Origin of the sequence: Pedobacter sp. CFBP9032, from assembly GCF_034045265.1 — a bacterium.
Classification (GTDB): Bacteria; Bacteroidota; Bacteroidia; order Sphingobacteriales; family Sphingobacteriaceae; genus Pedobacter.
On sequence record NZ_JAXCWE010000002.1, the window covers coordinates 587,724 to 613,162 of the forward strand.

Here is a 25,439-nt window from a genome sequence, read left to right on the forward strand (position 1 = left end):
CTAAATTAACGCTCTCAAGTATAAAGACGTTAACTATCAAGTAATATTGCCCTAGGGTCTCAAAAAGTCGCAAACTTCTTTTTAAGTAACGCCATATCTTCACTCACCTTAATATCCAAAACCTTCGCATAATGCTGTGTAGTCCTGATATTGGTATGCCCGAGCATCTTTGAAACACTTTCTATCGATACTCCGTTCAACAACGTAACCGTTGTAGCGAATGTGTGGCGTGCAATATGGGAGGTCAGCTTTTTCTCAATTCCGCAGAGTTCGGCAATTTCTTTAAGGTATTCATTCATCTTTTGGTTACTGGGAACTGGAAGAAGCAAGCCTTTATTGAGGCAAACTTTGTTGGTGGAATATCTATCGACAATTTCAACAGCTGTTGACAGTAGCGGAACCGATGACCTTGTTTTGGTTTTCTGCCTATTGGTAAAAATCCATCGGTCGCCATCAATTCCCTTTCTGATATTCTCCTGCTTCAGTTTGAAGACATCGACATAAGCCAAACCAGTAAAACAACAGAAAATAAAAACGTCTCTTACCTGCTTCAATCTATCCGATAAAAACTCTTTTCCCGCGATATGAGCCAATTCCTCTTTATTCAGATAAAAGCGGTCGACGTTCTTAGTTTTGCCTTTATAAGCGGTAAATGGGGATTTGTCTATCCATTCGTTCTCCATACAGATACGAAGGATCTTTCCAAGATTTTTAATGTTCTTTACCACATAATTGTTCGCACAGTTCTTATCAGACCTTAGGTAATGGTCAAATCCATTCAGAAATGCCTGGTCGATAGTTCTAATATCCATATCGGCTACACCATATTTTAAAGGGATAAAAACCTTAAGGTGTCTTTCCAGAACTTTATAACGGTTCAATGTGCCACGGACGTAATCTTTACCTACAAGCTGTTCCATCTTTAAATTATGGTCGGCAATGGCCTCCAATAGGGTATGGGAATTAGTAAGCGTACCTTGATAACTTGATTTGATGGCATCGGCAGTAATAGGCAACCCCATATCGAAAACACGTTGATGGGCATAATAAACCGCATTCTGCAAGTGGTCAAGATGGGTGTTCAACACCTTGATCTCTTCTTTTGAGCCGATGGCTCTGCCGCCCTTGGCGTTCCATCGTTTGGGGTCGCAATCCCGATTGGTGGCCATCTCCGCACGGTTTCCTTCTACGGTAATTCTCATGTAGATCGGCACATTTCCACTTACATAGTTCTTTTGCTTTTTCAAATAGAAAAGCAGGCTAAAATTGGTTTTCATAATCTCTCGATTTTAGTTAAACAAACATAGCTTTGCTTCTTAAAATACACAAGATGTTCAATTTATAACAACCTGTTCAATAGATGGTTATACGCCATTCGGTGAGTCAATTTAACCGTTTTGCCTTACTCACCGAATCACTCACCAAAGTTTTGTGAATTCGTGCGAAATTTGGCAATGCCCTAAAAGCAAAAACCCTGCTAATCGTGCGATTGCAGGGTTTTATACATTTTGATAGTCTTTGGTGTGATCCCGCTGGGATTCGAACCCAGGACCACTACATTAAAAGTGTAATGCTCTACCAGCTGAGCTACGGAATCATTATTGAGGTCGCAAAGATAGAAATATTTTATAAAAAACCACAAGCATTTAAACAAACTGTTACGCGCCTATCTAAAACCACTGATTCACAGCAAAATATTTTTCATTAAGACCTACTAAAGGTGCTTCCAACGAAATATTACTATTCAGATCGAGATGAAAAAACCAATTCAAACCGTTGAAAACTTTTGATAGCTAGCTTCATTAAAATTATAGATATTTGCCGGAATATTCCCTGAATAGGATTTAAACCAATAAAGCATCATTCAGAAATACAGCAGTGCATTGAGGATCAACAAGTGATCAATAACAGATTATAGAAAATAGCATGGATTTACGGCACTATTCCACCAGCAAAAAATATGGTGAAGTGAGGCTGGATACGATCAGGGTTTATCCCCTCCTATTTACAACAGATCTGATCTGGTTATATTGTTCGAACAGGGCGCTAACAAATTAAAATTTAAGTTTACATGGGTAACTTTTTATACGGAATCGATTTTGGAACCACCAATTCTGCACTTTCTATTTATGATGAGCAGAAAAAAGAGATCGTTGATACGATTTCCATTCCATCGTTAATTTATTTTACCGAGACAAAAAGTTTTGTAGACGGCGAAAGTCACATTGTTGGCGAAAAAGCAATTGATGCCTATCTAAGTGATGGCATGAAGGGTCGTTTCATTAAATCGATAAAGCAAATTCTATCCAGAACAACCTTTACCGAGACCAGAATCCATAATAAACGCTATACGGCATCAGATTTGGTGGCCTTAATTTTAAAGGATTTAAAAGCCAAAGCCGATGAAATTATTGGCGAAGAATGTGGGCGGGCGGTGATTGGGCGTCCGGTATTTTTTGATGACGACAACACCGCTAAAGATACCCTGGCGCAAACCAGGTTAAAAAAAGCCGCAGAAATGGCAGGTTTCACTGATGTGCGTTTCCAGTTCGAACCCATTGGTGCAGCGTTCGCTTATGAGAAGACCATCAAAAATAAAGAACGGGTATTAGTGGCCGATTTAGGAGGCGGTACCACAGACTTTACTTACCTGATTCTAGATCCGGAGAAGGTGGGCAGTACAGACCGGAAGAACGACATGATTGCTTCTGGCGGAATCTATATCGGAGGCGACAGTCTGGATTCGGCCATGATGTGGGATCGCGGAACCCCTTACTTTGGCAAAAACACCATGTATGAAGCCACACCCGGTAAGGTTTTAAATGTTCCAAAATCCCTCTTTGCAAATATTTGTACCTGGGATAAAATGAATTTCTTTAATGGCCTGAAAATCCAGAAGGAGATTGAAGATTATTACTATTACTCCGGCAACGACCCGAAGTTTAAGAACCTGATTACGCTGGTGGATAATAATTTAGGCTATTCGGTTTTCAGAGCAATAGAAAAAACAAAGATTGAACTCTCAGATCAGCCAGAGTCTGATTTTAGGTACCACAACATGGGCATCGAAATAGAAGAGAAAATCACCATCAATCAATACAATGATATCATCGAAAAGGATGTAAACAAAATTGAAACTTACCTAACGAGTTTCATGGAAACCAATCAAATAAAATCAGAAGAAATCGATTGCCTGTTTTTAACCGGCGGAACATCAATGGTGGCTGCGATACAAAATTTGTTTAAAAGCAAATTCCCACACATCCCATTAAATTCTGGCGATAACTTTAAAAGCGTAGCAAAAGGCTTGGCGTATAGTGGTTATCTTTTTGAGCGATAGTAAGTCGTTTTACGTTGGTCGCTTTCCTTTAATCGTTTAACGCTTTGGGGGCTTCAAGAATTGATCCCTTTTGGCGCTTTATTTGACTTTAGTATTCACACTTTGCTATCCGCTCCTTGCTATCTGATCTTTGCTCTTTGCTCCCGACTCTTTGTTCTTTAGTCTTTAATCTTTCCGCTCTCTGCAATTTGCTATCTGTTCTTTGTTCCTTGTTCTTTAGTCTCTCCGCTCCCTCTGCTCTTTGCTATCTGCTCTTTTGTCTTTGTTCTTTGTTCCTTATTCTTTATTCTTTCCGCTCTACCCATCCTAACCCTCTAACCCACCCTAACCCTCTACCCCTCCTCAAATCGACCCCCCTTCAATCAATCGCGATTCATCCACAATAGTTTGAGCAAAAGAACTGCCGGCAATGCAGCGCATCATGCGGTTAAGCGCCAGTTTTCCAAGCTTGAAACCACTTGTTTCCGCGTAGGTAATCTCCGGGTAAAAAAGCTTGGGAATCATGCCATCGCTAATACAGATGATGCCAACATCCTTTAGTACTTTTAAATTCTTCCGTTGAACAGCCTTCATCACACCAGCTAAAATTTCATCGCTCATGCAAAAAACAGCAAAATACTCCCCCTTAAAATCAGCAATGGCGGCTAATGCCACTTGCTCTGCTTCTTCAGAACTAATGGCATATACCGTTTTAAGCTGAACTTTCTGGTTTCCTGCTGCAAGCACTTCAGTAAACTTTTGAAAGCGCGCCTGTGTAATCGACATGTTTGGATCTCCAAATATTCCCAATACATTTTTAATTCCCTTTTTTAAAATTTCTGATGCCGCCAGGGAAGCTGCATGTGCATCGCCCACACAAATTTTATTACAAAGTTCGGAACTGGGCACCTTATCAAAAAAGATGACCGGAATACCGTATCCATCTAATTTGGTAAAAGGTGAAATATCTTTCGTTTCGGTGGTGATGGAAATGAAAACACCCGATACCCTTTTTAACCGGCAACTTTTTAGAATTTCCAGTTCTATCTGAGGGTCATTTGAAGAACGGTAGATAAAAACGGAATAACCCTGTTGCCTGGCATCCTCCTCAATAGAACTGATAAAAGAATGATAAAAGAAATTAGATAAACTCGGAACCACAATAGCAAACTCCTTATTGTTGTGGGTACGCAGGTTTACTGCATAAGGATTAGGATCGTATTCAATCAATGTTGCCAATTCATTTACCTTCTGCTTCGTTTCTGCAGAAATATCCGGATGATCTTTTAGCGCCCTGGAAACCGTTGAAATACTAACATTTAACTGTTCGGCAATTTTTTTAAGTGTTGGACTTAATCTCATATCTTTTACTTGGTTACCCAAATATAAGTTTTCCACAACAAACATTTGCGGAAATGTTACCGCAAACGTTTGCGGTCATAATTAGCGCATTTCCATCGTTTTAGTTAGAATTAAACCTATCTTCATACTAACAAAAAAAAACAAAGCAGCATCTTAAGCTCCCCCGCTTTTGTTGCTGCCTGTTACTAACCAAATATTATAATTAATGCTTCTGTAGCAATACGGCCGCAGCGTAAAACTTATATATGAAATTTCTATATCAGCTAACTGTTGTTTGTGTTTTTATCGTTGGGGTCGGCAAAACCAGCGCCCATGATAAAGTGATCAATTATTCTGAAAGGAATAGAAATACCACTATAGATCGCATCGGAAATTTAACACAAATCGGCATTAAAACAGATTACCTCCAAAGAAGGATTAAAACTGCTCCGCAACTGTTAAGAAGAATATGTCGCTTTCAGGTATCTCCCATCGGGAACGATCCCAATACTTATTGGCCGATCACACTGCATCGGTCTGTTACCGAACTTAAAATACCTTTTAACACCAAAAATCGAATTCAGTATTAACTCCCCGAAACAGGTAGAATAACCAGCTAAAACATTTAGACATGATTGTTGCACAACCAGAAAAAGCAGAGAAAATTTCTACTGCAATTAAACTAAACTTTGGTTCCATTATCGCCATGAATCTTGGCTTTTTTGGAATTCAGTATAGTTTCGGACTGCAGCAAACCAACATGACACCCATTTATACTTACCTCGGCGCAGTTCCGGATCAATTGCCTTTGCTCAACCTGGCCGGACCGATGACGGGCCTCATCATTCAGCCAATTATTGGTGCAATGAGCGATAAAACGACCAGTAAGTTTGGCAGAAGGCGACCATACTTTTTAATCGGTGCCATTATTTGCAGCATTTGTTTATTCGCCATGCCCTATAGCAGCTCACTTTGGATGGCCGCCAGTATCCTATGGATCTTGGATGCAGGAAACAACATCACCATGGAACCATACCGTGCATTCGTAAGCGATAAATTGCCAACACAACAGCACGCATTAGGTTTTCTAACTCAAAGTTTCTTTACAGGTTTAGGCATCACCCTCGCCAACCTTACCCCTGGCATCCTCATAGCTACAGGCTTAATCAGCATCCATTCCAGAAGTGGTAACAATATACCTTATACCACCTACGCAGCCTTCTTTATAGGTGGCGCCGTATCCATTGGCTCTATTATGTATAGTTGCTTTACCACGAAAGAAACACCTTTAACCGACGAGGAAATTAAAAAGATAAAAGCAACGCCAGGCGGCATCGGCAGCATCTTAAAAGACATTAGTGAAGCCTTTAAAACTATGCCACTTACCATGAAAAAGTTGGGTATCGTTTACCTTTTTAATTGGTACGCCATGTTTGTATACTGGCAGTTCATAACCCTTTGCCTTGCCAAAACGATTTATAACACCAGTGATGCCGCCTCCGAGGGCTTCGCATCTGCACAATTGCTCACCGGAACCGTAAATGGCGGCTACAATGTAGTTACTTTTTTAGTGGCTTTTCCACTCGCCTTTTTTGCCAGGAAAATTACGGCGCAAAAGGTTCACCTGGTGAGTTTAGTATTTGGCGGCATCTGCCTGATTTCTTTACCGATGATTCACCACGCTACACTGCTGTTCATTCCAATTATCGGCTTGGGCGTAGCCTGGGCCAGCATGATGGGAACGCCCTACGCCATGCTTGCAGGTAGTATCCCGAAAGAAAAAACCGGCATTTTTATGGGGATTCTGAACATGTTCATCGTAATGCCAATGCTGTTAGAAACCATCACCTTTAAATACGTATACAAATATTTACTGGGCCACAACCCTGAAAATGCGATCATATTTGCCGGCCTGCTCATTACCATTGCAGGCGGCTTTGTACTATTAATTAAAGGGAGGAAAACAGAAATTTAATTTTATGGTAAACAAAGAATCATATCAACAAGCGCTGAACCTTTTATCCGAAGCCTCTACACCATCTGGTTTTGTAGCCGCCGTACAGGAACAAGATAATTATAAACGCGTGTGGACCAGAGATGGCGTAATTACCAGTATCGCTGCGCTGCTAACTGGTGAAGAGGAATTGATTAAAACAGCCAGGGCCACCATTGATACCTTATTTAACAAACAGCATGCAAACGGTTTTATGCCCTCAAACGTATCGCCAAAAGATGGCACGGCCAGTTACGGCGGCACTTCCGGCAGGGCCGATAATCCTTCCTGGGCGGTAATTGGCTTAAGCACCTATACCATTTTAACTGAAGATTACAGCTTATGGGAAAAATATCAGCAACAGCTGGAAAAATGTTTCGCAGTAATGGAAACCTGGGAGTTTAATGGAAAACACCTGATTTATGTTCCTCAAAGCGGCGATTGGGCCGATGAATATATTCAACATGGCTATATTCTTTTTGACCAGCTCCTGCGTGTCTGGGCATTAAGATTAGCATTCAAACTTACAAAGAACACTGCTTACTTAACTAAAGCACAAAACATTACAGATACAATTACGAACAACTATTGGAAAACCGAAGAACAGAAAAATGCTTATGCACCGAATCTGGTTCATCAGTTAAAAGATACTTCCAGCGATTTCTGGCTGATGGGTTTTAACCCGGCAAGAATTTACCACTATTTCGACCTCCAGGCCAATGCCTTCAGCTTATTACTGGGCATTGGAAACCCGCAGCAGAATGAAGTTTTATTGAACTACCTCAAAAACATCTATGCAAAAAGGCAATCGCTAATTCCATCTTTCACACCAACCATAGAAGCAAATGATGCGGATATGAACGAGCTGAAAAACAACTATGCCTATTCATTTAGAAACCTGCCTAACTATTTTCACAACGGGGGTTTATGGCCGGTATGGAACGGCTGGATGGCGGCAGCTTTACATGCAACAGGCAATGCCACTATGGCCGCGCAATTAACAGCGAACATTCACGCAGCAAACAATCATAAAAACAGCTTTAACGAATGCCTACATGGACTAAACAATATGCCTTGTGGGGTAGAAAAATGTACCTGGAGCGCCGCTGGTGCCATCATCGCAGAGCAAGCCATGATTCATCCGGAATTTAAAAACTTATTTAACGCCTAGTGAGCGAGCAAAATGGAATTAACAAACAATACTTCACATAAAAAGGCGCTGGTAATCGGTGAATTACTGGCTGATATCATTTCTAAGGAAAATATTCCTTCACTGGCATCGCCATCATCATTTAAAATTAATCAAGGTGGAAGTGCGGCCAATTTTTGCTGCAACTTGAAATGGCTAGGCATAAAAGCCGATTTAGTGGCTACCGTGGGTGATGATAACCTGGGCGTTTTCTTGACCAATGAACTTAAAATGGCAGGAGTTTCAGATCAGTATTTGCTGCGTTCATCCAAGCATCAAACCACCATTGTGCTGGTGGGCAAAAATACAGAAACTCCAGACTTTATTGCGTATCGCAGTGCAGATGCTTACATCAGCCAAATAGAAGATCAACTGATCAAATCTGCAGATCTTTTGCATACCACTGCTTTTTCCCTGAGTTTAGCACCTGCACAAAAAAATATTCTTGCTGCTTTTTCAAAGGCGAACGATTTGAATAAACAAGTTTCCATCGACTGGAATTTTGCACCCGCTATCTGGGGAGATGATAATGGTAAGGCTGTTTTTGAACAAATCTGTCAGTTTAATCCCCTGTTAAAAATTAGTTTGGATGATCTGGAACGTTTCACCGGAAAACCTTTTAGCATTCAGGAATCAATAGAATGGCTAAACCAATTATCCATAAAGCTCATCTGCCTTACCTGTGGCAAAGATGGCGTATGGTACAAAATAAAAGAGCAGCAATGGCAACACCAACCCGCGCTTCCGGTAGCCGCTGTAACAGGTGTAACGGGAGCAGGAGATGCATTTTGGTCTGGCTTTATTGCAGGTTACCTTCAGGATCAACCCATCGAAAGCTGCATTAATTATGCCCTCGAAATTGCGCGTCAGAAAATAGAAAAACCACAACCATTATACAAATAACTAACACTAACTTAATTCAATATGAATCCCATTAAACCAGCACCACCTTAATAAATAAGCGCTCTATTTAACAATAAATTTTTTCTAACCAATTAATTAAAACAACTATGAACCTTACTTTACTTAGCAATTGGTCTGTTTTCCATAATAAACAGAAATTGCATTTTCTAGGGAAACTCGCGGCCATTATTTTTCTGATGATCTCGCTCAGTAGCACCGTCTTTGCCCAAACCGTGGTAAAAGGAATAATTTACGATAACGACAAACTTCCTTTAGTTGGTGCTACCATTCAGGTAGCTGGCGCCAATGTAAAAGCACAAACAGATGCCGAAGGAAAATACCAGATCGCTGTACCTTCCGCAACTTCCAAATTAATTGTGAGTTTCGTGGGCTTTGAATCACAAACGGTGAGCGTAAACAATCAAACTTTGGTCAACGTTACCCTTGCTTCCCTTAATAATCTGGAGGCCGTTGTGGTGGTAGGTTATGCTTCTGTAAAAAAAAGTGACCTAACAGGTGCCGCAACTACTGTTTCCGCAAAAGATTTTAATAAAGGTCCGCTAAATGCGCCTGACCAATTGATTCAGGGTAAAGTTGCCGGTGTGCAAATGATCAACAATAGCGGGCAGCCAGGTGGTGCCTCTACGGTAAGAATCAGGGGTAATTCGGCCATTACCGGATCAGGACAACCTTTATATGTGGTGGATGGGGTGGCTTTAGATGGCCGATCAGCAAGACCATCTACCAGTGCCGGGATTGGTATTGCACCAGATGGCAACCCACTAAACTTCATCAATCCGGCAGATATAGAATCCATGGAAATTTTGAAAGATGCATCAGCGACAGCCATTTATGGTTCCAGAGCAGCTTATGGGGTGGTTTTAATCACTACAAAACGTGGAAAATCCGGCGATGCTAAAATAGACGTTAGTGCCTCTGCAGGTGTTGGAACCATTTCTAGAAGAGTAGATGTTTTATCTGGAGATGAATACAGAGCCGCACTTCAGAAATACGGTTTAACTGCTGGTAATTTCGGCACCAGTGTTAATGCATTGGATGAAGTGCTGCGCACCGCTTACAATCAAAATTATTCAGTTGGTATTAGCGGCGGTACAAATGGCAACACTTTCCGGGCATCTTTAGGTTACCAGAATCAACAGGGAATTATTAAAGGCTCCGATTTCAAAAAATATAGTGCAGGTTTCAACGGAAACTTCAAATTCCTGGAAAGTAAAAAACTGGGTTTAGATGTAAACATGATCAGCAATCAATACTTAGAAAACATTGCTCCGATCACTACTGATGCTGGTTTTACAGGAAGTTTAATTAGCCAGGCTTTGGCATGGAACCCAACACAATCTTTCTATAACCCAGATGGAAGCCTGTTTATTGATTATGGTTCTACCACCATCAACCCACTGGCGGCATTGGCCGCAAACAGCGATAAAGCAAAAGTATCAACCATTTTAGGGAGCGTTTCGCCTTACTATAAAATTACACCATGGTTAGAATACAGAATGTTAGCCAGTGTAAATTATAGTACAGGGATTAGAAGAGCATCAACCAGAAGCACATTGAACCTTCAGGGAATTCAACCTTCCGGAGACTTTTTAGGCGGTTATGCCAGTTATTCCAATACCGAATTGATTACGCAGCAATTCACCAATACCTTAAACTTTAACAAGGAAATTGTTTCGAAACTGAATTTAAATGCCGTTATCGGTTATGAATATTCAAGTTTTGTAAATAAAGGAGCCGTAAATACGGCCACTGGTTTTGGAAATATTGCGGTAGATTATACCGATGCATTTGAGGCAACCTTACCAGCCAACCGTACACTGGTAACCAATAATGATCCCACAACCGAATTACAATCTTACTTCGGAAGGGCAATTTTTAATTATGATAACAAATATATCCTGACCGCTACTTTCAGAGCAGATGGTTCCACCAAATTTGGAACAAACAATAAGTATGGTTATTTCCCATCTTTTGCCGCCGCATGGGACATTAAAAAAGAAAGTTTCCTGAGTGATGTACAATGGATCAACCTACTAAAAATAAGAGCAGGATATGGTAAAACAGGTAACCAGGATTTCCCTTCCGGATCTTCTCAACAACGTTTCGTCATCAGGGGTGTAGATGGTTTGGTAGGCATCAACAATGCAAATCCGGATTTGAAATGGCAGGAAGATAAGCAAACCAACGTGGGAATCGATTTTGGTTTCTTAGGAAGCAGACTTACAGGATCGATCGATTATTTCAATAAGGTGACTACAGATTTGTTATTTCCTCAAAATGCCTTTTCACCAGCTGCACCAAATGGTGTAATTACCTGGTATAATTTAGATGGCGAAGTACAGAACAAAGGTTTAGAGTTAAGTTTAAATGGTAGCATCATAGAAAAAGACAACCTATCATGGTCTTTAGGCGGTAACGTTACCTTCATCAAAAACAATGTAAGCAACCTGACGGGATTAATCAGAACAGGATCTTTAAGTGGTCAGGGATTAAGTGGTGTGAATTTAGAAGTGATCCAGAACGGTCTTCCTCTATTTGCAATGGTAACCAGACAGTATAACGGTTTAGATGCCAATGGATTTTCAACCTACACTGATGATGGTTTTACGAGGTATTATCTTGGAAACCCTAACCCAAAAGTAATTCTTGGTCTTACCACAAACCTGAGGTACAAAAAATTCTCTTTCACCGCGAATCTAAACGGTTCTTTCGGACAGAGTATTTACAACAACACCGCCAATTCAGTGCTTGCGATTTCCAATTTAGGAACCAGAAACATATCTTCAGCACTGGTTAATTCCGGTATTCAGGAATCATTGGCCAATCCAATTGCAGCATCATCAAGATACATAGAAAAAGGAGATTACGTAAAGCTGGCCAACGCCACCATCAACTATAACTTAGGCAATATTGGCAAGGCGATTAAATCATTAAATATCTTTGTAAATGGTCAGAATCTTTTTGTAATCACCAACTATACCGGCTTCGATCCGGAGGTAAATGTGAACAAAAGCATTAATGGTGTACCATCAGCAGGTATCGATTATACTGCCTATCCAACGGCAAGAACATTCAACTTTGGTGTTAATTTCTCTCTTTAATCTTTCAACGATAATCACATGAAAAATAAATATATCTTCAGCTTCGTAGCCGCCACTTTAGCGCTATCAGGCTGTACCAAACTAGATGAAAACTTAAATGGTCAGGTAGGTTCAGGTTCATTAGGTGCTAATGATGTTCCGGGCCTAATCACCGCAAGTTATACCGCTATGCGTGGTCCTTACCAGGCACCCTGGAACTGGTCTGCTTTGCAGGAAGTAACCTCTGATGAAGCCATTGTACCTACACGTGCCGGAGATTGGGACGATAACGGTGCCTGGCGGGCGTTACACCTACATAAATGGGCTTCAGATGATGCCAGGATTTCGGATGTTTTCAGAGACCTGAACAGTATCAGCTACGTAAGTACAAATGTGTTGGGCTTCAATCCTACCCCTGCACAGGCAGCTACTGCTCGTTTTTTACGTGCATTTTCCCAGTTTTCTATATTAGATGGTTGGGGTCAGGTGCCATACCGGGAGCCGGGAGAAGGCGTTACCAAGCCATCGAAAGTAAGAAACGCAAGTGAGCAGATTACCTATTTAATTTCAGAGCTTACAGCCATCATCCCTACCCTACCGGATGGCCCGGCACACCAGGCCAATAAAAATGCTGCAAGAACACTGTTAATGAAAATTTACCTCAACAAAGGTGCCTTTTTAAACCGTACAGCACCAACGTTTGATCCGGCAGATATGGCAAGGGTAATCTCCCTGGCTGATGAAATTGCAACGGGCGGCTACACCCTAACCACCAATTATTTCGATAATTTCGCATCAACGAATGATGTTTTATCAAGAGAAAACATCTTTACCTCCCAAAACCTGGGTGGCGTTGCAGGAAGTGATTTAGACGGACAGTGGAAATGTACGTTGCACTATAATCAGAATCCGAATGGCTATAACGGTTTTGCAACTCTATCAGATTTCTATAACAAGTTCGAAGCAACAGATAAACGCAGAGGAGGCGCCTATACCGGTCAAACTAATGTTTCTGGTATCCGGGTTGGCTTTTTAGTGGGTCCGCAATTTGATCAGACCGGTGCAGCTCTGAAAGACAGAAAAGGAAATGCATTAGCCTTTACCCCGGAAGTAAGCATCATCGAAAGAGATCCCAATCACTTAGAGGTAGCCGGAATCAGGGTGATTAAATACCCTATCGATTATCCAAATTCGGGAACAAGAAGACCAGATAACGACTGGGTTTACTACCGTTATGCTGATGTTTTATTAATGAAAGCAGAAGCGTTGCTTAGAACTTCGCAAGCTGGCGCAGCATTAACGATCGTTAATTCGATCAGAACGGCTAGAGGTGCGTCAGCCTTCGCAAGTTTGAATTTAGATAATCTTTTAGACGAACGCGGACGTGAGTTATACTGGGAAAGTTTCAGAAGACAAGATTTAATCCGCTTCGGTAAATTCCTTGCTGCATGGCAGGAAAAACCAGCCAGTGAATCTAAATACATGTTGTTCCCCATTCCTGATAACCAGCTTGGCAATCCAAACCTGGTTCAGAATCCAGGTTTTTAACAGCATAAAAATATGTATTTAAAGGCTGAATCCTCAATTGCTGATTAACAACCAGTATTTGGGGTTCAGCCTTTGATGTATTAAAATAACCAGTATTAGTTTTAACCTGATGATCAAAATAATTCACACACTCCTGCTGCTGCTGTTTGTACAATGCTACGTCGCAGCACAAGATCCCTGGAAACTTAAAGTCGAACATATCGACCCGGGAAATTATTATGGTGTAACTGTAGCTAATGGCATAATCGGCATAGTATCATCTCCCGAACCTTTTAAAGTTAAAAATGTAATATTAGCAGGTGCTTACGATACCTACGGCCGCGGGCGGGTAAGCAATTTCTTAAATGGCTTTAACCTGCTGAACATGTATATGGAAGTTGATGGCCAACGACTTGGTGCAGGCAATACCCAAAACATGCAACAACAACTGGATATGCAACAGGCCGCCTTTACCACGCAACTGCAATACGGAAAGAAAGCGAACATCAAATATACTTATTATGCATTGAGGCATTTGCCCTTTACCGTTTTAATGGATGTAACCATTACCGCCAACGAAGATTTTAAACTTACTGCGGCCAGCGTGATGGAAACCCCTGATGCCCTTCGAGATGTAGAGAATTATTATAATGAAATAGACAGGCCGCATGTAACGCTAAGTTTGCTTACCTCCACAGCTAAAAGCCCTACCGGAAAATTACAACTTTGTGCCTCAAACAGTTTTATGTTTACCGAGCCACATGGTAGTGAGCCAAAAATTATCCACGAAATGTGGGATAACAACAGCCATTTAATGAAATTTAGCAAAACGTTAAAGGCTGGCGAAACCTATACCTATTCCATTATTGGTAACACCATTAGTTCGGCACAACATGCTGATCCATTAAATGAAGCAGAGCGAATGAGTATCTTCGCCAAGCTGGAAGGCAGAGACCGCTTAATTAAATTCCATAATAAAGCATGGGATGATCTATGGAAATCGGACATTATTATTGATGGGGATGCACAGGCTCAACAAGATATCCATAGCATGCTGTATCACCTTACGTCATTTTCACGGGCCGGTACATCCTATTCACTTTCGCCAATGGGTTTATCGGGTTTGGGTTACAATGGTCATGTATTTTGGGATACGGATATCTGGATGTTTCCGGCGTTACTGGTGCTCCACCCGGATATAGCAAAATCATTGATAGAATATCGTTTTGAAAGATTACAAGCTGCTAAACGAAATGCATTCTCTCACGGTTACAGAGGAGCCATGTTCCCTTGGGAAAGTGCCGATACTGGCGTAGAAGAAACGCCTGTTTGGGCTTTAAGTGGGCCTTTTGAACACCATATTTCTGCTGACGTTGCCCTTGCTGCCTGGAACTATTATAGCGTAACACAGGATAAAACCTGGCTAAAGGAAAAAGGCTGGCCAATACTTTCAGAAACTGCAGATTTTTGGGCAAGCCGCGTGGAGCGTAATGGAACGAATCAATTCGACATCAAAAACGTGGTTGCAGCAGATGAATGGGCAGAAAATGTAAATAACAATGCGTTTACCAACGCCGCAGCAAAACTCAACCTCAAAAATGCCAATGCCGCAGCTCTAATCTTAGGTTTACCTGAAAACAAAGATTGGACACTTGTAGAGAAAAATATTCCGATTTTGAAGTTTCCTGACGGCGTAACTAAAGAACATGAAACGTATAAGGGCGAAGGGATTAAACAAGCCGATGTAAACCTGCTGGCTTATCCGCTAAAAACCATTACGGATAAAAATCAGATCGAAAAGGATCTGGCTTATTATGAAACCAGGATCCCTGATGAAGGTACGCCAGCCATGACGCATGCCATTTTCGCATTACTTTACGCCAGAACAGGAAATGCAGATCAGGCCTATAAATACTTTAAGGAATCGTATCAGCCAAATCTAAACCCACCATTTAGGGTAATTGCAGAAACAAAGGGGGGCACCAATCCATACTTCGCCACCGGTGCTGGTGGCGTGTTGCAAAGTGTATTAATGGGCTTCGGCGGATTAGACATTACCAATAAAGGTATTGTTCAGGTGCCAAGTGTGTTACCCAACCACTGGAAATCAGTTAAAATCACAGGTGTTGGAATGGAAGGAAAAACTTTTACCGTGACGCAGAAAAAATAGAAATATCATCAGAATTATTATTCAATCAGGTGGAATAATAATTCTGATTTTAACTGGTTTCTATTTTTTTATAAGCTTCAGCAACACGCCATTAGTCCATCCGAAACCATCCTGAAGCGGATATTCTCCCCCGCCACCACCTTTACTGTTGGTTTCCACTACATTGTATTTTTCCATCAACTTTCCCGTTTCCTTAAAAACGGAAATATTGAGGTTTACCCACCTGTTTGATATGGTATCTGCCAGTTGATGGTAACCATATTCACGTAAACCAGCAATACTCACCCATTGCAAAGGTGCCCATGCATTTGGCGCATCCCACTGTTGTTTCGTTGTTGTTAAAGTAGTAATCAATCCGCCAGATTTTAAGAAATCTTTCTCCAAACGCTGCGACACAAGTTTAGCCTGAGCTGAAGTTGCCAGTTTAAAATAAAGAGGAAACGAAGCTGCCAGTGTGATTTGACTAGAGAAATTTCTGGTTTTCCAATTGTAATCAGTAAAAAAGTTCTGTTTAGCATTCCAGAAATACTTAGCAATAGCCGCTTTGCGTTTACTCGCCTTCGCAGAAAATAAAGCCGCTTTTTTTAAATCGCCAGCTTGTTTGTTTGCTTCAGCAATAGTGCTTTCAAGATTATACATCAAGGTATTTAAATCAACAGGCAAAAGATTAGTGGTAATAATCTGACTAAAACTTTTACCATCTGCAAACCATCGGCTACTAAAATCCCAACCTGATTCTGCTGCCGAACGCACATTTCGAAGGAAAACGGCTGGATTTTGTTTCGTTAACTTCGCCGCTTCGTAATCTTCCCGATAGGATTCTTCCCTTGGCTGATCGCCAGCATCGTAATATCGGTTTAAAACGGTTCCATCCGCTAGTTTTACCACATGGTTGATCGCCTTTCCTGGGGCAAGTTGTGCTGAACCTTTCATCCAGAAATTATATTCCTTTTCCAACACCTCTTTATATTCACTCAGTTTTACATCCGGATTATCCTTTGTAAGCAATTGCACCATCGCCGCAAAAAACGGGGGTTGAGAACGGGTAAGATAATAGCTTCGGTTTCCATTCGGAATAAAACCATAAGTGTTGATCAGGTAAGCAAAATTATCTACCATATCTTTCATCACTTTTGTTTTGCCAGCCTCTTTCAAACCCAGCATGGTAAAATAAGAATCCCAATAATATACTTCTCTAAATCGCCCACCCGGAACGATGTACGGGTTTGGCAGTGGAAGTAAAGAGGTTTGGATGGCAGAAACAGTATCAGGATTTCGCTGAAGAACAGTCCACAAAGTATCTAGATGTTTTTCTATTCCAGCTTTGATGTCTGATTCATAGAAAGCGGTATGACTTTCTGGTAAACTGAAATACGCATCGACAAAAGCCTTCAAATTAAATCCTTTGTCGCCTTTTTCTTTCAGGTAGGCCTTCATAATTTCCGCAGGTCTACTTTTGGGAATAGCATCGGCAAAAGATTTACCATCTGCATAGATCTTCGCCAGCTGAACTTCTTCAAATAAACCCGGGTAAATTACTCTCGGCGATTTTTGATTTTGAGCAAATAGTCCACCGGAAACAAATAAGAGCAGGTATAGCAGAATATTTTTCATATTTTAATATTGATTAGAAATTCGAACTTACAGACAACAAGTTAATATTTAGAGCTAAGTTATCTATGTTTATCCTTAAAAGCTGTAATTTAGGTAGAAATAAAAAAGGTGAATTAACGTTATTATTTTATAAATCAAGATTACACTTCTTTATAGTAGTATTTTATCATCAAACCTGGCTCATCATTCCGTTTTAAGAACTAATTAGTTAGTAAAATAGGATTAGCTGTAATATCCAGCTACTGTAAGTTTATATTTCACCATAGCGCTCTTTAAGAATACACATTATTTAGTAAACAGCGCTTAACAAATTGGAAAGGCAATAATCACAATTCAGTAAATTTATTTAGATTTCCTATAAATTAGTGAATATACCCCATCTATTTTAACCATCTCATGGAATGTTATGCAAAATCCGCACAAGTTTTTATAATTTAGCCAATGAAAAATTGATGCTGCTGGTAGTAGATAGTAGTAAGCAAAGCCTTACGCGTCAGGCGCACAGCAAATGATGTTGTGAGGTTAGGAAAACCTGCTGTCGAGAAGGGATAGAATCTACGCGATTTGCGTTCCTTTAACAGCAGCATCAATTTTTATGTTAGCCCAAATTGCTAAACTGGGATACTGAAATACCCTTGTAACGCTTAAAGGCATCGCTGAAGTTCGAAGTTCGTTGAAAACCCAGCATTATTGCGATTTCGTCAACAGTATAATCACTGTTCAAAAGCAATTCTTCCGCTTCTCTCATAACCCGTCCCTTAATCAACACAAATAAACTTTTACCCAATACCTTGTCTAAAAATGAATTTAATTTTTTGGGACTCATGCCCATTCCCTCAGCATAAAACTCGATTGATTTTTCCCGCTTATAAAAATTTTCTAAAATTGCCCTGAACCGTAACGTTTGCTGTAATTCATCTAAAGTTAACGCGGCAAGGTATCCATCAAAGCCGGCAGTAAAACCCAAAAACAATGACAGATACTGCGCCAAAAACTTTATATCATTTCTTGCTTCGATATCTTTTTTCAATTGCTCGATTAAACCAAATGCTTTTTTAAGTCCATTCCCATCCAGATCTCTGAAAGAAAGATTTAAAAAAAGGTTTTTTGCCATGGGATCCAGATGCTGAAGTAGAAATTCAGAATAAAGTGCACTGCTGAAATTTAACCAATAACCACTTATAATTTCGCCCTCCAGTCTCACTAAACCTTCTTCCGGAATAAAAAATATCCTTCCATTTGTTAAATTATAATCACCAGAATTCATACAAAGACAACCCTTCGCCTCTTTAATTATAAGGACTCTCATGGGATACGTTGCGGTTAAGGCACTTTCTTTCTTAAAAGTTCCTTTGATCACTTCCAGTTTTATCATCTTTGTAAACGGGCTATTTATGATTAGATTAATCTTTTACCATTTGGTTACAACTTATTGGTTTAGGCTTTGGTTTTAAAAAAAACCAAACAAACGAATGCAGCTTTAGTTTTAACTTCCTCTTCTTAACCTGAGCAATTCATCCACTCAAATCATCAATTTAAATAGTCCATAATAGGGGGTAAACTTACAGAACTCAAATAGATTAGCAACAAATAGTTTTAAAAATGTAATACTATAACGACTAATCAATACACGAAACAACATATAAGTAAGTGCTTTTGTTAAATTTTGGAAGATAAAATTTAATGAGATGACCTTTATATCAAGAAGATATGGCTTCGCCATTTGAAAATATGAATGATTTAACAAGTAAAATTAGTTAAATCTTATTTTGAAGGAAAACGGAAGTAAAAGAATTACATTCATTAACATTTTTGCGAACTACAAGCAAAAAATACAAAACTACTTATACCCGAGCAGCGCATGTATCTGGAACGATAGCTAATCTTAAGCAAGAATAAATTAAGGAGCTCCTGTTTCTTGCTAACTACATATACAGTCTTCTGTGTATTCTGTGATTCCGTGGCGAAAATTAATAAATGCTTAATTTAAGGGATAGGTTGCTTCCGCGAACTGATTGTACGCTTTTTACCCAGTTTAGACATGCTCACAATATTTTTAGCTACAACTCCTCTTTTAGTTATGACTATATCGAATTCAACTGCACTACCAATATATAATCCTTTAGCCTTGCAATCTATAATATCAAAATAGATGCTACGCACCACCATCTCCTGCGAAATCAGGCCGAAGCCTCTTTCTTTGTTATAAGCTGTAATTACACCATTCATAAATTAGCGTTTAGGAATTTTATTATTTACATCTACATTAGAATCAATTAAAGGTTTGCAATAGTAGACGTATTCTTAGGAATAGTAGATATGCAAAAATTCAAAGTTGATTAGATTAATCGAAGTAAACCCCCAAGTCAGCAAATAGTTTTGTATCACAACACATAGATTACTAACGATTTGATAAACAAACTATAAAAACACATGTTAATAACTAAGGATATATGATCAAAAACGTTTCAGCTATGAAAAGATTAAACAAAAAAAGTTCCATTCAGCAACTTGATGATGTTAAACAAGGCGATTTAATTAAAGATGATACTGGAAAAGCAGGAGAGGTTGAAAATATTGAGGTATTAACCCGAAAAGTAGAAACGCAATACTATTACAAGTTGAAAGACGATGGTACCATTCTCATTATAAAATAACTTGTCTATTTGCAAAATGCCTTATTGTATAGAAAAATTATAGTCGCTGAGATTAAATAATGATATTTGCTGCAAAATTAAAAGCATGCAAGATATAAAAAACATCATTTTCGATTATGGAAATGTAATTTTCGAAATAGATTTTAGAATCGCACAAGCATCATTTCAAAAGCTCGGCATTACAGATATAGAAAATTTTTTCGCACATAAAGGCCATAATCAATTGTTTGATGATTTTGAAACTGGCACCATTTCTCCGGCAGAATTTCGTGCAGGAATTAGAACAGCGGCGGATAAACCTGAACTTACAGATGCAGAAATTGATGCTGCATGGAACAGTTTGTTGATCGGCACTATTCAGGAAAATCATGATACTTTACTAAAAGTAAAAGAAAAATACCGAACGTTTTTGTTAAGTAATAACAATGAAATTCACTATGACTGGATTATCGACTACCTAAAAACAACTTTTAAATTAAACAATTACGATGACTATTTTGAGAAAGCTTATTTTTCTCAGCATATGAAATTACGTAAACCTAACACCAATATTTTTGAACAGGTTTTGAAAGACAATCACCTTGATCCTGCGGAGACTTTATTTATTGATGATAGTCCACAACACATAGAAGGTGCTAAAAAAGTTGGACTGAATACTTTATTGATGACAGAAAAGCCAGCGCAACTGGAATCTTTCTTAAAAGCTAATGGAATTATATAGATGAGCGAGAAGAAGTTCAAATCTCTTAAAGAGTTTTATCCGTTTTACTTATCAAAACATACAAATACCACTTCAAGGGGATTACATTTTATTGGAACAGGCTTGGTTGCACTGACGCTTTTTACCGGATTTTTATTCCATCAATCGCGTTTCTTCCTTGTTTTGCCTTTATTTGTTTTTGGCTTTCCTTGGATTGGTCACTTCTTTTTCGAGAAGAATAAATCTACTTTTTTTCAATATCCGGTTTATACACTAGCCAGCGATTTCCTTATGTTTTATGATTTGCTTAATGGAAAGCAGTCTTTTGTAGTGAAGAATGATTAAGAAATTTTCAGTTGGCAGTTTTCAGTACAATAACTACCCAAAACTGAAAACGACCAACTGTTAACTGCAAACTGTTAACTGTAAATTGAACACTGTCAACTGAAAACTGTCAACTGAAAACTGTTAACTGAAAACTGAATTACAGTTTTCTTCTTTTTAACTCTCTCTCAATTAAACCCAACTCCCTTCCGGTTTGTCCGGCTACTGATGTATTTTCTTGTGCTCTTCTAAACAAATATGGCATTACAGCTTTGATTGGGCCATAAGGAACATATTTTGCTACATTGTAATTGGCATCTGCCAGGTTAAAGCTGAGATTGTCGCTCATCCCAAGCAACTGAGCAAAATAAACATGCGGATGATTATGCGCTACTTTTTTCTCATCTAAAAGATAAGTTAACAGGCGACTGCTATCTTCATTGTGTGTGCCACAAACAATCGCAATTTCCTCAATATAATCTACACAATAACGAAGCGATTCATTATAATCCCGATCAGAAGATGCTTTATCAGGCTGTATTGGTGATGGATAACCCATTTCGGCAGCGCGCTTACGCTCCTTTTCCATGTAGGCGCCACGCACCACTTTTACGCCCAAAATAAATCCCGCAGCTTTGGCAATTAGGTGGTCGGCCTTCATATCTGCTAATTTATCATGGCGATACATTTGGTAGGTATTGTACACGATGATTCGTTCCTGATTGAATTTTCGCATCATATCTAAAGCCAGTTCATCAATTGTATTCTGAATCCAGGTTTCTTCGGCATCAATCATGATTGGAACGCCCTTTTCAAAAGCAGTTCTGCAAATCATCTCACAGCGCAATTTTACTTTATCAAATTCGGCTTGTTCAGAGGGCGATAAGGTTTTCTTTGCATCCAGCTTCTCCAGTAAAGCAAAACGCCCAATCCCGGTAATTTTGAAAACAGTGATCGGAATGTTTTTATCACCATCGGCACGAAGGATCGTTAAAATGATTTCCCGACAAGTAGCGTCGAAAACAGCTTCCTCCTCCTCGCCTTCAACAGAGTAATCTAAAATAGTACCAACACCGCCTTTGGCCAACTGAGCAATCGCATGATCACATTCTGCAATGGTTTCGCCACCACAAAATTGCTGGAAAATAGTTACTTTAATCGCACCTTGAATAGGTAAACCGATGTTTAGAAAGAAATTAGTGATCGAAGGACCAACTTTTGTCAAAAAGTTACTGCCAATCATTTTAAAAAGCCAGAACGCTTTTTTTAATTCACCGTTTGTCTTTTGGCGGAAAGCTACTTCCGTATTGTCGAAATTCGGCTGTTTACTCGGGGATAAATCCATTTTTAGCTATGTAATAAGTCAGTTGGATGCAAAATTATAAAAAGCATCCGTTGTTAAAACTAAAAAGCTGTAAATAATCGTATTTTTGTACCTAAATGATACAATTCAAATTAGAGGGCGAATTTATTCCATTAATTCAGTTGCTCAAAGCAACAGGCTTAGTTGGCACTGGTGGCGATGCTCAGGCTGCCGTAATGGACGGATTAGTGAAATGCAACGGCGAAGTCGAATTTCGCAAGCGCTATAAAGTAAGAGTTGGAGACATTATCACATTTGGACAAGATAAAATCGAAATAATTTAATGGAAACTTTAACTAGCGCAGGCCATTCGGTTTATTTCGAAAGCAATTTTGAGGCTTTAAAAACACTGGTAGAAAGTGGCAAATACAGCAAAGTTTTTATCCTGGCTGATGAAAATACCAGTGAAATCTGTTTACCTGTATTTCAATCCTTGATGGATGATTTTGCTGATTTTGATTTGATTGAAACATCTGCAGGCGAAGAGAATAAAAACATTGATTTTTGTATAGGCATCTGGAAAACGCTTCTGGATTTTGAGGCCGATCGTAAAAGCTTGATGATCAATCTTGGTGGTGGCGTCATCACCGATATGGGTGGTTTTATTGCTTCCACATACAAACGCGGAATTGATTTCATCAATGTTCCAACTACCCTGCTTTCTCAGGTTGATGCTTCAGTTGGTGGAAAGACCGGAATTGATATCGACAACGTTAAGAACATGGTGGGTACCTTTACGCTTCCACAAATGGTTTTTATTGAAACCACGTTCTTAAAAACATTGCCCCAACGTGAACTTTTATCCGGCTTTGCCGAAATGATTAAACATGGCTTAATCTACGATAAAGCTTACTATGAAAAGTTAAAGGCAACCCATTATTTAACGCCTTCTGCGGATGATATTTACCGTTCCGTAGAAATCAAAAATGAAGTGGTAACCATTGATCCGCATGAAAAAAGCCTTCGGAAGATCTTAAATTTCGGGCATACTATTGGACATGCGATAGAAGGTTATTCTTTAGCAAATGATGAAAACCCGCTTACGCACGGAGAGGCAATCGCTATTGGTTTTATTTGCGAGGCTGCTTTATCGATCAAAAATAGCGGGCTAACCAAAGAAGAACTTAAAGATATTAGTGAATATTTATTATCGTTATATCCAAAATATGAAATCAGAAAAGAAAGCTTTGATTCACTTTTGGAATTAATGAAAAGCGATAAAAAGAATGAAGATGGCAACATTTTATTTTCTTTACTCGAAACTACAGGTAAATGCACGTTTAACTGCCGTGTAAGTACTTCAGATATTTTAAGCAGTTTAGATTATTATAACAGTTTATAAAAATGACTTTTACTGGAAGTGATATTTCTGTAGGCGGATTGTTTGGTTTTGTAATCGTTTTAACCTTAGTTGAAATGTATTTTAGCTATGCACACGACAGAAAACTCTACACCAAACGCGATACCTGGACGAATATCTATTTAATGGTTACCGCAATTGTAATTAATCTTGGAATGAAAACGGCAACATTCTTTTTACTGGAATATTGCTACCAATTCAGGTTGTTTCAGATTTCTAATGTCTGGATCTATTGGTTAGTTTTAATCCTTGCCCAGGATTTTCTTTACTGGTTTTTACATACCGTGGGTCATTATGTGCGCTTTTTCTGGGCCATGCACGTTACGCATCATTCATCAGAGCACTTCAATTTAACAACGGGATTCCGTTCAACTGTTTTCGAGCCACTCTACCGTGTTTTCTTTTACCTGCCATTGGCTTTTATGGGTTTCACCGCAATGGATATCCTTTTTGCTTACCTGGTAACCCAGATTTACGGAAACCTAGTTCATACGCAATACAAGATTAACTTCCCTAAATGGTACGAATATGTATTTGTAACGCCTTCGCACCACCGTGTGCATCATGCCAATAATGTACGTTACCTGGATAAAAACATGGGCATGGTATTAATCCTATGGGATAGGTGGTTTGGAACATTTCAAGCTGAACTACCAGAAGATAAAATCAAATATGGCTTAACCACACAACCAAAAGATACCGGTCCTGTAAATATTATTTTCCATGAATTTATTGCTTTAAAGGCTGATATTAAAAAGGCACCAACCTTTGTGGATAAGGTAAAATACTTTATCAATCCTCCAGGCTGGAGCCATGATGGAAGCACAAAGATTGCTAAAATTATGCAGCAGGAACTACGTGAGGCCGAAGGGATGGCTAAATTAAACAACGCCACTAAATAAATAAAAGAACGTTTTTCGTTTAGCTCCTATCTACCTTAAAGGATAGGAACTTCTCTTTTATTTTTTAGCCTGCCGAAGCAAACTGCAATGAATCTCAAAACTAGCCTAATTGCTATTTCTGCAACATCCATTTCACATGCGTGGCTTTCAATCTGCGACTAACCAGATCTTAACTCAATCTTCGCGAAAATAAAAATCTATTCTTTACCAGCCTGCTAAAGCAGACTGAAATGACTCTCAAAACCTAGCCTACATGCTATTCTGCAACATCCATTTCACAGGCGTCGATTTCAATCGGCGACTAACTAAATCTTCAATTCAATCTTCGCGAAAACAAAAATCTATTCTTTACCAGCCAGCTAAAGCAGACTGCAATGAATCTAAAACCCATAGCCTACACGCAACTTCTGCAACATCCATTTCACAGGCGTCGCTTTCAAGCGGCGGCTAACCAGATCTTCTCAAAACCCATAGCCTACATGCTATTTCTGCACATCCATTTCACAGGCGTCGATTCAATCGGCGACTAACAGATCTTCTCAAAACCTAGCCTACATGCTATTTCTGCTACATCTATTTCACAGGCGTCGATTTCAATCGGCGGCTAACCAGATCTTCTCAAAACCTAGCCTAATTGCTATTTCTGTAACATCCATTTCACAGGCGTCGATTTCAATCGGCGGCTAACCAGATCTTCTCAAAACCCATAGCCTACATGCTATTTCTGCAACATCCATTTCACAGGCGTCGATTTCAATCGGCAACTAACCAGATCTTCTCAAAACCTAGCCTACATGCTATTTCTGCAACATCCATTTCACAGGCATCGATTTCAATCGGCGGCTAACCAGATCTTCTCAAAACCTAGCCTAATTGCTATTTCTGCAACATCCATTTCACAGGCGTCGATTTCAATCGGCGACTAACCAGATCTTCTCAAAACCCATAGCCTACATGCTATTTCTGCAACATCCAT

The 25,439-nt window shown here is 39.5% G+C and carries 20 protein-coding genes and 1 tRNA gene; 14 read left to right on the forward strand and 7 right to left on the reverse strand.

What is annotated here, in order from left to right; all coding sequences use genetic code 11:
- Window positions 1-59: 59 nt before the first annotated feature.
- Together SOM16_RS06325 and SOM16_RS06330 are read right to left on the reverse strand one after the other, a co-directional pair.
- Window positions 60-1,277, reverse strand: a complete 1,218-nt coding sequence (locus tag SOM16_RS06325) for a site-specific integrase (RefSeq protein ID WP_320463144.1) — start codon at window positions 1,275-1,277, stop codon at window positions 60-62.
- Window positions 1,278-1,524: 247 nt separating this feature from the next.
- Window positions 1,525-1,597 (reverse strand) — tRNA-Lys (locus tag SOM16_RS06330).
- Window positions 1,598-2,071: 474 nt separating this feature from the next.
- Here SOM16_RS06330 and SOM16_RS06335 point away from each other — a divergent pair.
- Complete coding sequence (locus SOM16_RS06335) at window positions 2,072-3,340, forward strand: Hsp70 family protein (RefSeq protein WP_320463145.1); 1,269 nt, start codon at window positions 2,072-2,074, stop codon at window positions 3,338-3,340.
- A 342-nt stretch (window positions 3,341-3,682) separates the two neighbouring features.
- Here SOM16_RS06335 and SOM16_RS06340 read toward each other — a convergent pair whose 3' ends face one another.
- Window positions 3,683-4,681, reverse strand: coding sequence for a LacI family DNA-binding transcriptional regulator (locus SOM16_RS06340; RefSeq protein WP_320463146.1), 999 nt, complete (start codon window positions 4,679-4,681; stop codon window positions 3,683-3,685).
- A gap of 245 nt (window positions 4,682-4,926) precedes the next feature.
- On the opposite strand from SOM16_RS06340, the gene SOM16_RS06345 reads away from it, so the two are divergent.
- From SOM16_RS06345 to SOM16_RS06375, 7 genes are all read left to right on the forward strand, one after another.
- A complete protein-coding gene (locus SOM16_RS06345) occupies window positions 4,927-5,250 on the forward strand; it encodes a hypothetical protein (RefSeq protein WP_320463147.1) in 324 nt (107 codons plus the stop codon).
- Window positions 5,251-5,291: 41 nt separating this feature from the next.
- Window positions 5,292-6,635 carry an MFS transporter gene (locus tag SOM16_RS06350; RefSeq protein WP_320463148.1) on the forward strand — a complete coding sequence of 448 codons (1,344 nt, stop codon included), beginning with the start codon at window positions 5,292-5,294 and terminating at the stop codon, window positions 6,633-6,635.
- A 4-nt stretch (window positions 6,636-6,639) separates the two neighbouring features.
- The gene (locus tag SOM16_RS06355; protein ID WP_320463149.1) at window positions 6,640-7,824 is read left to right on the forward strand and encodes a glycoside hydrolase 100 family protein; all 1,185 of its coding nucleotides are present in this window, start codon (window positions 6,640-6,642) and stop codon (window positions 7,822-7,824) included.
- A gap of 12 nt (window positions 7,825-7,836) precedes the next feature.
- Window positions 7,837-8,745 carry a carbohydrate kinase family protein gene (locus SOM16_RS06360; protein ID WP_320463150.1) on the forward strand — a complete coding sequence of 303 codons (909 nt, stop codon included), beginning with the start codon at window positions 7,837-7,839 and terminating at the stop codon, window positions 8,743-8,745.
- Window positions 8,746-8,852: 107 nt separating this feature from the next.
- Window positions 8,853-11,867: a SusC/RagA family TonB-linked outer membrane protein gene (locus SOM16_RS06365; protein ID WP_320463151.1), complete on the forward strand. Its 3,015-nt coding sequence runs from the start codon at window positions 8,853-8,855 to the stop codon at window positions 11,865-11,867.
- An 18-nt stretch (window positions 11,868-11,885) separates the two neighbouring features.
- Window positions 11,886-13,394 carry a RagB/SusD family nutrient uptake outer membrane protein gene (locus SOM16_RS06370; protein ID WP_320463152.1) on the forward strand — a complete coding sequence of 503 codons (1,509 nt, stop codon included), beginning with the start codon at window positions 11,886-11,888 and terminating at the stop codon, window positions 13,392-13,394.
- A 109-nt stretch (window positions 13,395-13,503) separates the two neighbouring features.
- A complete protein-coding gene (locus tag SOM16_RS06375; RefSeq protein ID WP_320463153.1) occupies window positions 13,504-15,543 on the forward strand; it encodes a glycoside hydrolase family 65 protein in 2,040 nt (679 codons plus the stop codon).
- Between the two features lie 60 nt (window positions 15,544-15,603).
- Here SOM16_RS06375 and treF read toward each other — a convergent pair whose 3' ends face one another.
- The 3 genes from treF to SOM16_RS06390 all read right to left on the reverse strand — a co-directional run bounded on the left by treF (window position 15,604) and on the right by SOM16_RS06390 (window position 19,386).
- Window positions 15,604-17,157 carry an alpha,alpha-trehalase TreF gene (gene treF / locus SOM16_RS06380; protein ID WP_320463154.1) on the reverse strand — a complete coding sequence of 518 codons (1,554 nt, stop codon included), beginning with the start codon at window positions 17,155-17,157 and terminating at the stop codon, window positions 15,604-15,606.
- Window positions 17,158-17,755: 598 nt separating this feature from the next.
- The gene (locus tag SOM16_RS06385; RefSeq protein WP_320463155.1) at window positions 17,756-18,466 is read right to left on the reverse strand and encodes an AraC family transcriptional regulator; all 711 of its coding nucleotides are present in this window, start codon (window positions 18,464-18,466) and stop codon (window positions 17,756-17,758) included.
- A gap of 677 nt (window positions 18,467-19,143) precedes the next feature.
- Window positions 19,144-19,386 (reverse strand): cold shock domain-containing protein, encoded by a 243-nt coding sequence (locus SOM16_RS06390; RefSeq protein ID WP_320463156.1) that lies wholly within the window; start codon window positions 19,384-19,386, stop codon window positions 19,144-19,146.
- Window positions 19,387-19,631: 245 nt separating this feature from the next.
- Between SOM16_RS06390 and SOM16_RS06395 the strand changes: the two genes are divergently transcribed.
- The 3 genes from SOM16_RS06395 to SOM16_RS06405 all read left to right on the forward strand — a co-directional run bounded on the left by SOM16_RS06395 (window position 19,632) and on the right by SOM16_RS06405 (window position 20,859).
- Window positions 19,632-19,814, forward strand: coding sequence for a hypothetical protein (locus SOM16_RS06395; RefSeq protein ID WP_320463157.1), 183 nt, complete (start codon window positions 19,632-19,634; stop codon window positions 19,812-19,814).
- 85 nt (window positions 19,815-19,899) lie between these two features.
- Window positions 19,900-20,535, forward strand: coding sequence for an HAD family phosphatase (locus tag SOM16_RS06400; protein WP_320463158.1), 636 nt, complete (start codon window positions 19,900-19,902; stop codon window positions 20,533-20,535).
- A complete protein-coding gene (locus tag SOM16_RS06405; RefSeq protein ID WP_320463159.1) occupies window positions 20,536-20,859 on the forward strand; it encodes a DUF962 domain-containing protein in 324 nt (107 codons plus the stop codon). It abuts the gene before it with no gap.
- Between the two features lie 139 nt (window positions 20,860-20,998).
- Here SOM16_RS06405 and SOM16_RS06410 read toward each other — a convergent pair whose 3' ends face one another.
- Window positions 20,999-22,183 carry a proline dehydrogenase family protein gene (locus SOM16_RS06410; protein WP_320463160.1) on the reverse strand — a complete coding sequence of 395 codons (1,185 nt, stop codon included), beginning with the start codon at window positions 22,181-22,183 and terminating at the stop codon, window positions 20,999-21,001.
- A gap of 95 nt (window positions 22,184-22,278) precedes the next feature.
- Between SOM16_RS06410 and SOM16_RS06415 the strand changes: the two genes are divergently transcribed.
- Genes SOM16_RS06415 through SOM16_RS06425 form a run of 3 tightly spaced genes read left to right on the forward strand, consistent with a single transcriptional unit; the run spans window position 22,279 to window position 24,463 of the window.
- Window positions 22,279-22,485, forward strand: coding sequence for an RNA-binding S4 domain-containing protein (locus SOM16_RS06415; RefSeq protein ID WP_154279971.1), 207 nt, complete (start codon window positions 22,279-22,281; stop codon window positions 22,483-22,485).
- Entirely contained in the window at window positions 22,485-23,543 is a 1,059-nt protein-coding gene (gene aroB, locus SOM16_RS06420) for a 3-dehydroquinate synthase (protein ID WP_320463161.1), read from the forward strand. Before SOM16_RS06415 ends, aroB begins: the two co-directional genes overlap by 1 nt.
- Before the next feature lie 2 nt (window positions 23,544-23,545).
- A complete protein-coding gene (locus SOM16_RS06425; protein WP_320463162.1) occupies window positions 23,546-24,463 on the forward strand; it encodes a sterol desaturase family protein in 918 nt (305 codons plus the stop codon).
- The last annotated feature ends 976 nt before the right edge of the window (window positions 24,464-25,439 follow it).

Excerpts from the sequence above, each read along its gene's own strand:
- SOM16_RS06335 (WP_320463145.1), top strand. The coding sequence starts at position 2,072 with ATGGGTAACTTTTTATACGGAATCGATTTTGGAACCACCAATTCTGCA.
- SOM16_RS06365 (WP_320463151.1), top strand. The coding sequence starts at position 8,853 with ATGAACCTTACTTTACTTAGCAATTGGTCTGTTTTCCATAATAAACAG.
- SOM16_RS06405 (WP_320463159.1), top strand. The coding sequence starts at position 20,536 with ATGAGCGAGAAGAAGTTCAAATCTCTTAAAGAGTTTTATCCGTTTTAC.
- SOM16_RS06415 (WP_154279971.1), top strand. The coding sequence starts at position 22,279 with ATGATACAATTCAAATTAGAGGGCGAATTTATTCCATTAATTCAGTTG.
- SOM16_RS06370 (WP_320463152.1), top strand. The coding sequence starts at position 11,886 with ATGAAAAATAAATATATCTTCAGCTTCGTAGCCGCCACTTTAGCGCTA.
- aroB (WP_320463161.1), top strand. The coding sequence starts at position 22,485 with ATGGAAACTTTAACTAGCGCAGGCCATTCGGTTTATTTCGAAAGCAAT.
- SOM16_RS06390 (WP_320463156.1), bottom strand. The coding sequence starts at position 19,386 with ATGAATGGTGTAATTACAGCTTATAACAAAGAAAGAGGCTTCGGCCTG.
- treF (WP_320463154.1), bottom strand. The coding sequence starts at position 17,157 with ATGAAAAATATTCTGCTATACCTGCTCTTATTTGTTTCCGGTGGACTA.
- SOM16_RS06375 (WP_320463153.1), top strand. The coding sequence starts at position 13,504 with ATGATCAAAATAATTCACACACTCCTGCTGCTGCTGTTTGTACAATGC.
- SOM16_RS06345 (WP_320463147.1), top strand. The coding sequence starts at position 4,927 with ATGAAATTTCTATATCAGCTAACTGTTGTTTGTGTTTTTATCGTTGGG.
- SOM16_RS06355 (WP_320463149.1), top strand. The coding sequence starts at position 6,640 with ATGGTAAACAAAGAATCATATCAACAAGCGCTGAACCTTTTATCCGAA.
- SOM16_RS06325 (WP_320463144.1), bottom strand. The coding sequence starts at position 1,277 with ATGAAAACCAATTTTAGCCTGCTTTTCTATTTGAAAAAGCAAAAGAAC.
- SOM16_RS06410 (WP_320463160.1), bottom strand. The coding sequence starts at position 22,183 with ATGGATTTATCCCCGAGTAAACAGCCGAATTTCGACAATACGGAAGTA.
- SOM16_RS06395 (WP_320463157.1), top strand. The coding sequence starts at position 19,632 with ATGAAAAGATTAAACAAAAAAAGTTCCATTCAGCAACTTGATGATGTT.
- SOM16_RS06340 (WP_320463146.1), bottom strand. The coding sequence starts at position 4,681 with ATGAGATTAAGTCCAACACTTAAAAAAATTGCCGAACAGTTAAATGTT.
- SOM16_RS06360 (WP_320463150.1), top strand. The coding sequence starts at position 7,837 with ATGGAATTAACAAACAATACTTCACATAAAAAGGCGCTGGTAATCGGT.
- SOM16_RS06425 (WP_320463162.1), top strand. The coding sequence starts at position 23,546 with ATGACTTTTACTGGAAGTGATATTTCTGTAGGCGGATTGTTTGGTTTT.
- SOM16_RS06385 (WP_320463155.1), bottom strand. The coding sequence starts at position 18,466 with ATGAGAGTCCTTATAATTAAAGAGGCGAAGGGTTGTCTTTGTATGAAT.
- SOM16_RS06400 (WP_320463158.1), top strand. The coding sequence starts at position 19,900 with ATGCAAGATATAAAAAACATCATTTTCGATTATGGAAATGTAATTTTC.
- SOM16_RS06350 (WP_320463148.1), top strand. The coding sequence starts at position 5,292 with ATGATTGTTGCACAACCAGAAAAAGCAGAGAAAATTTCTACTGCAATT.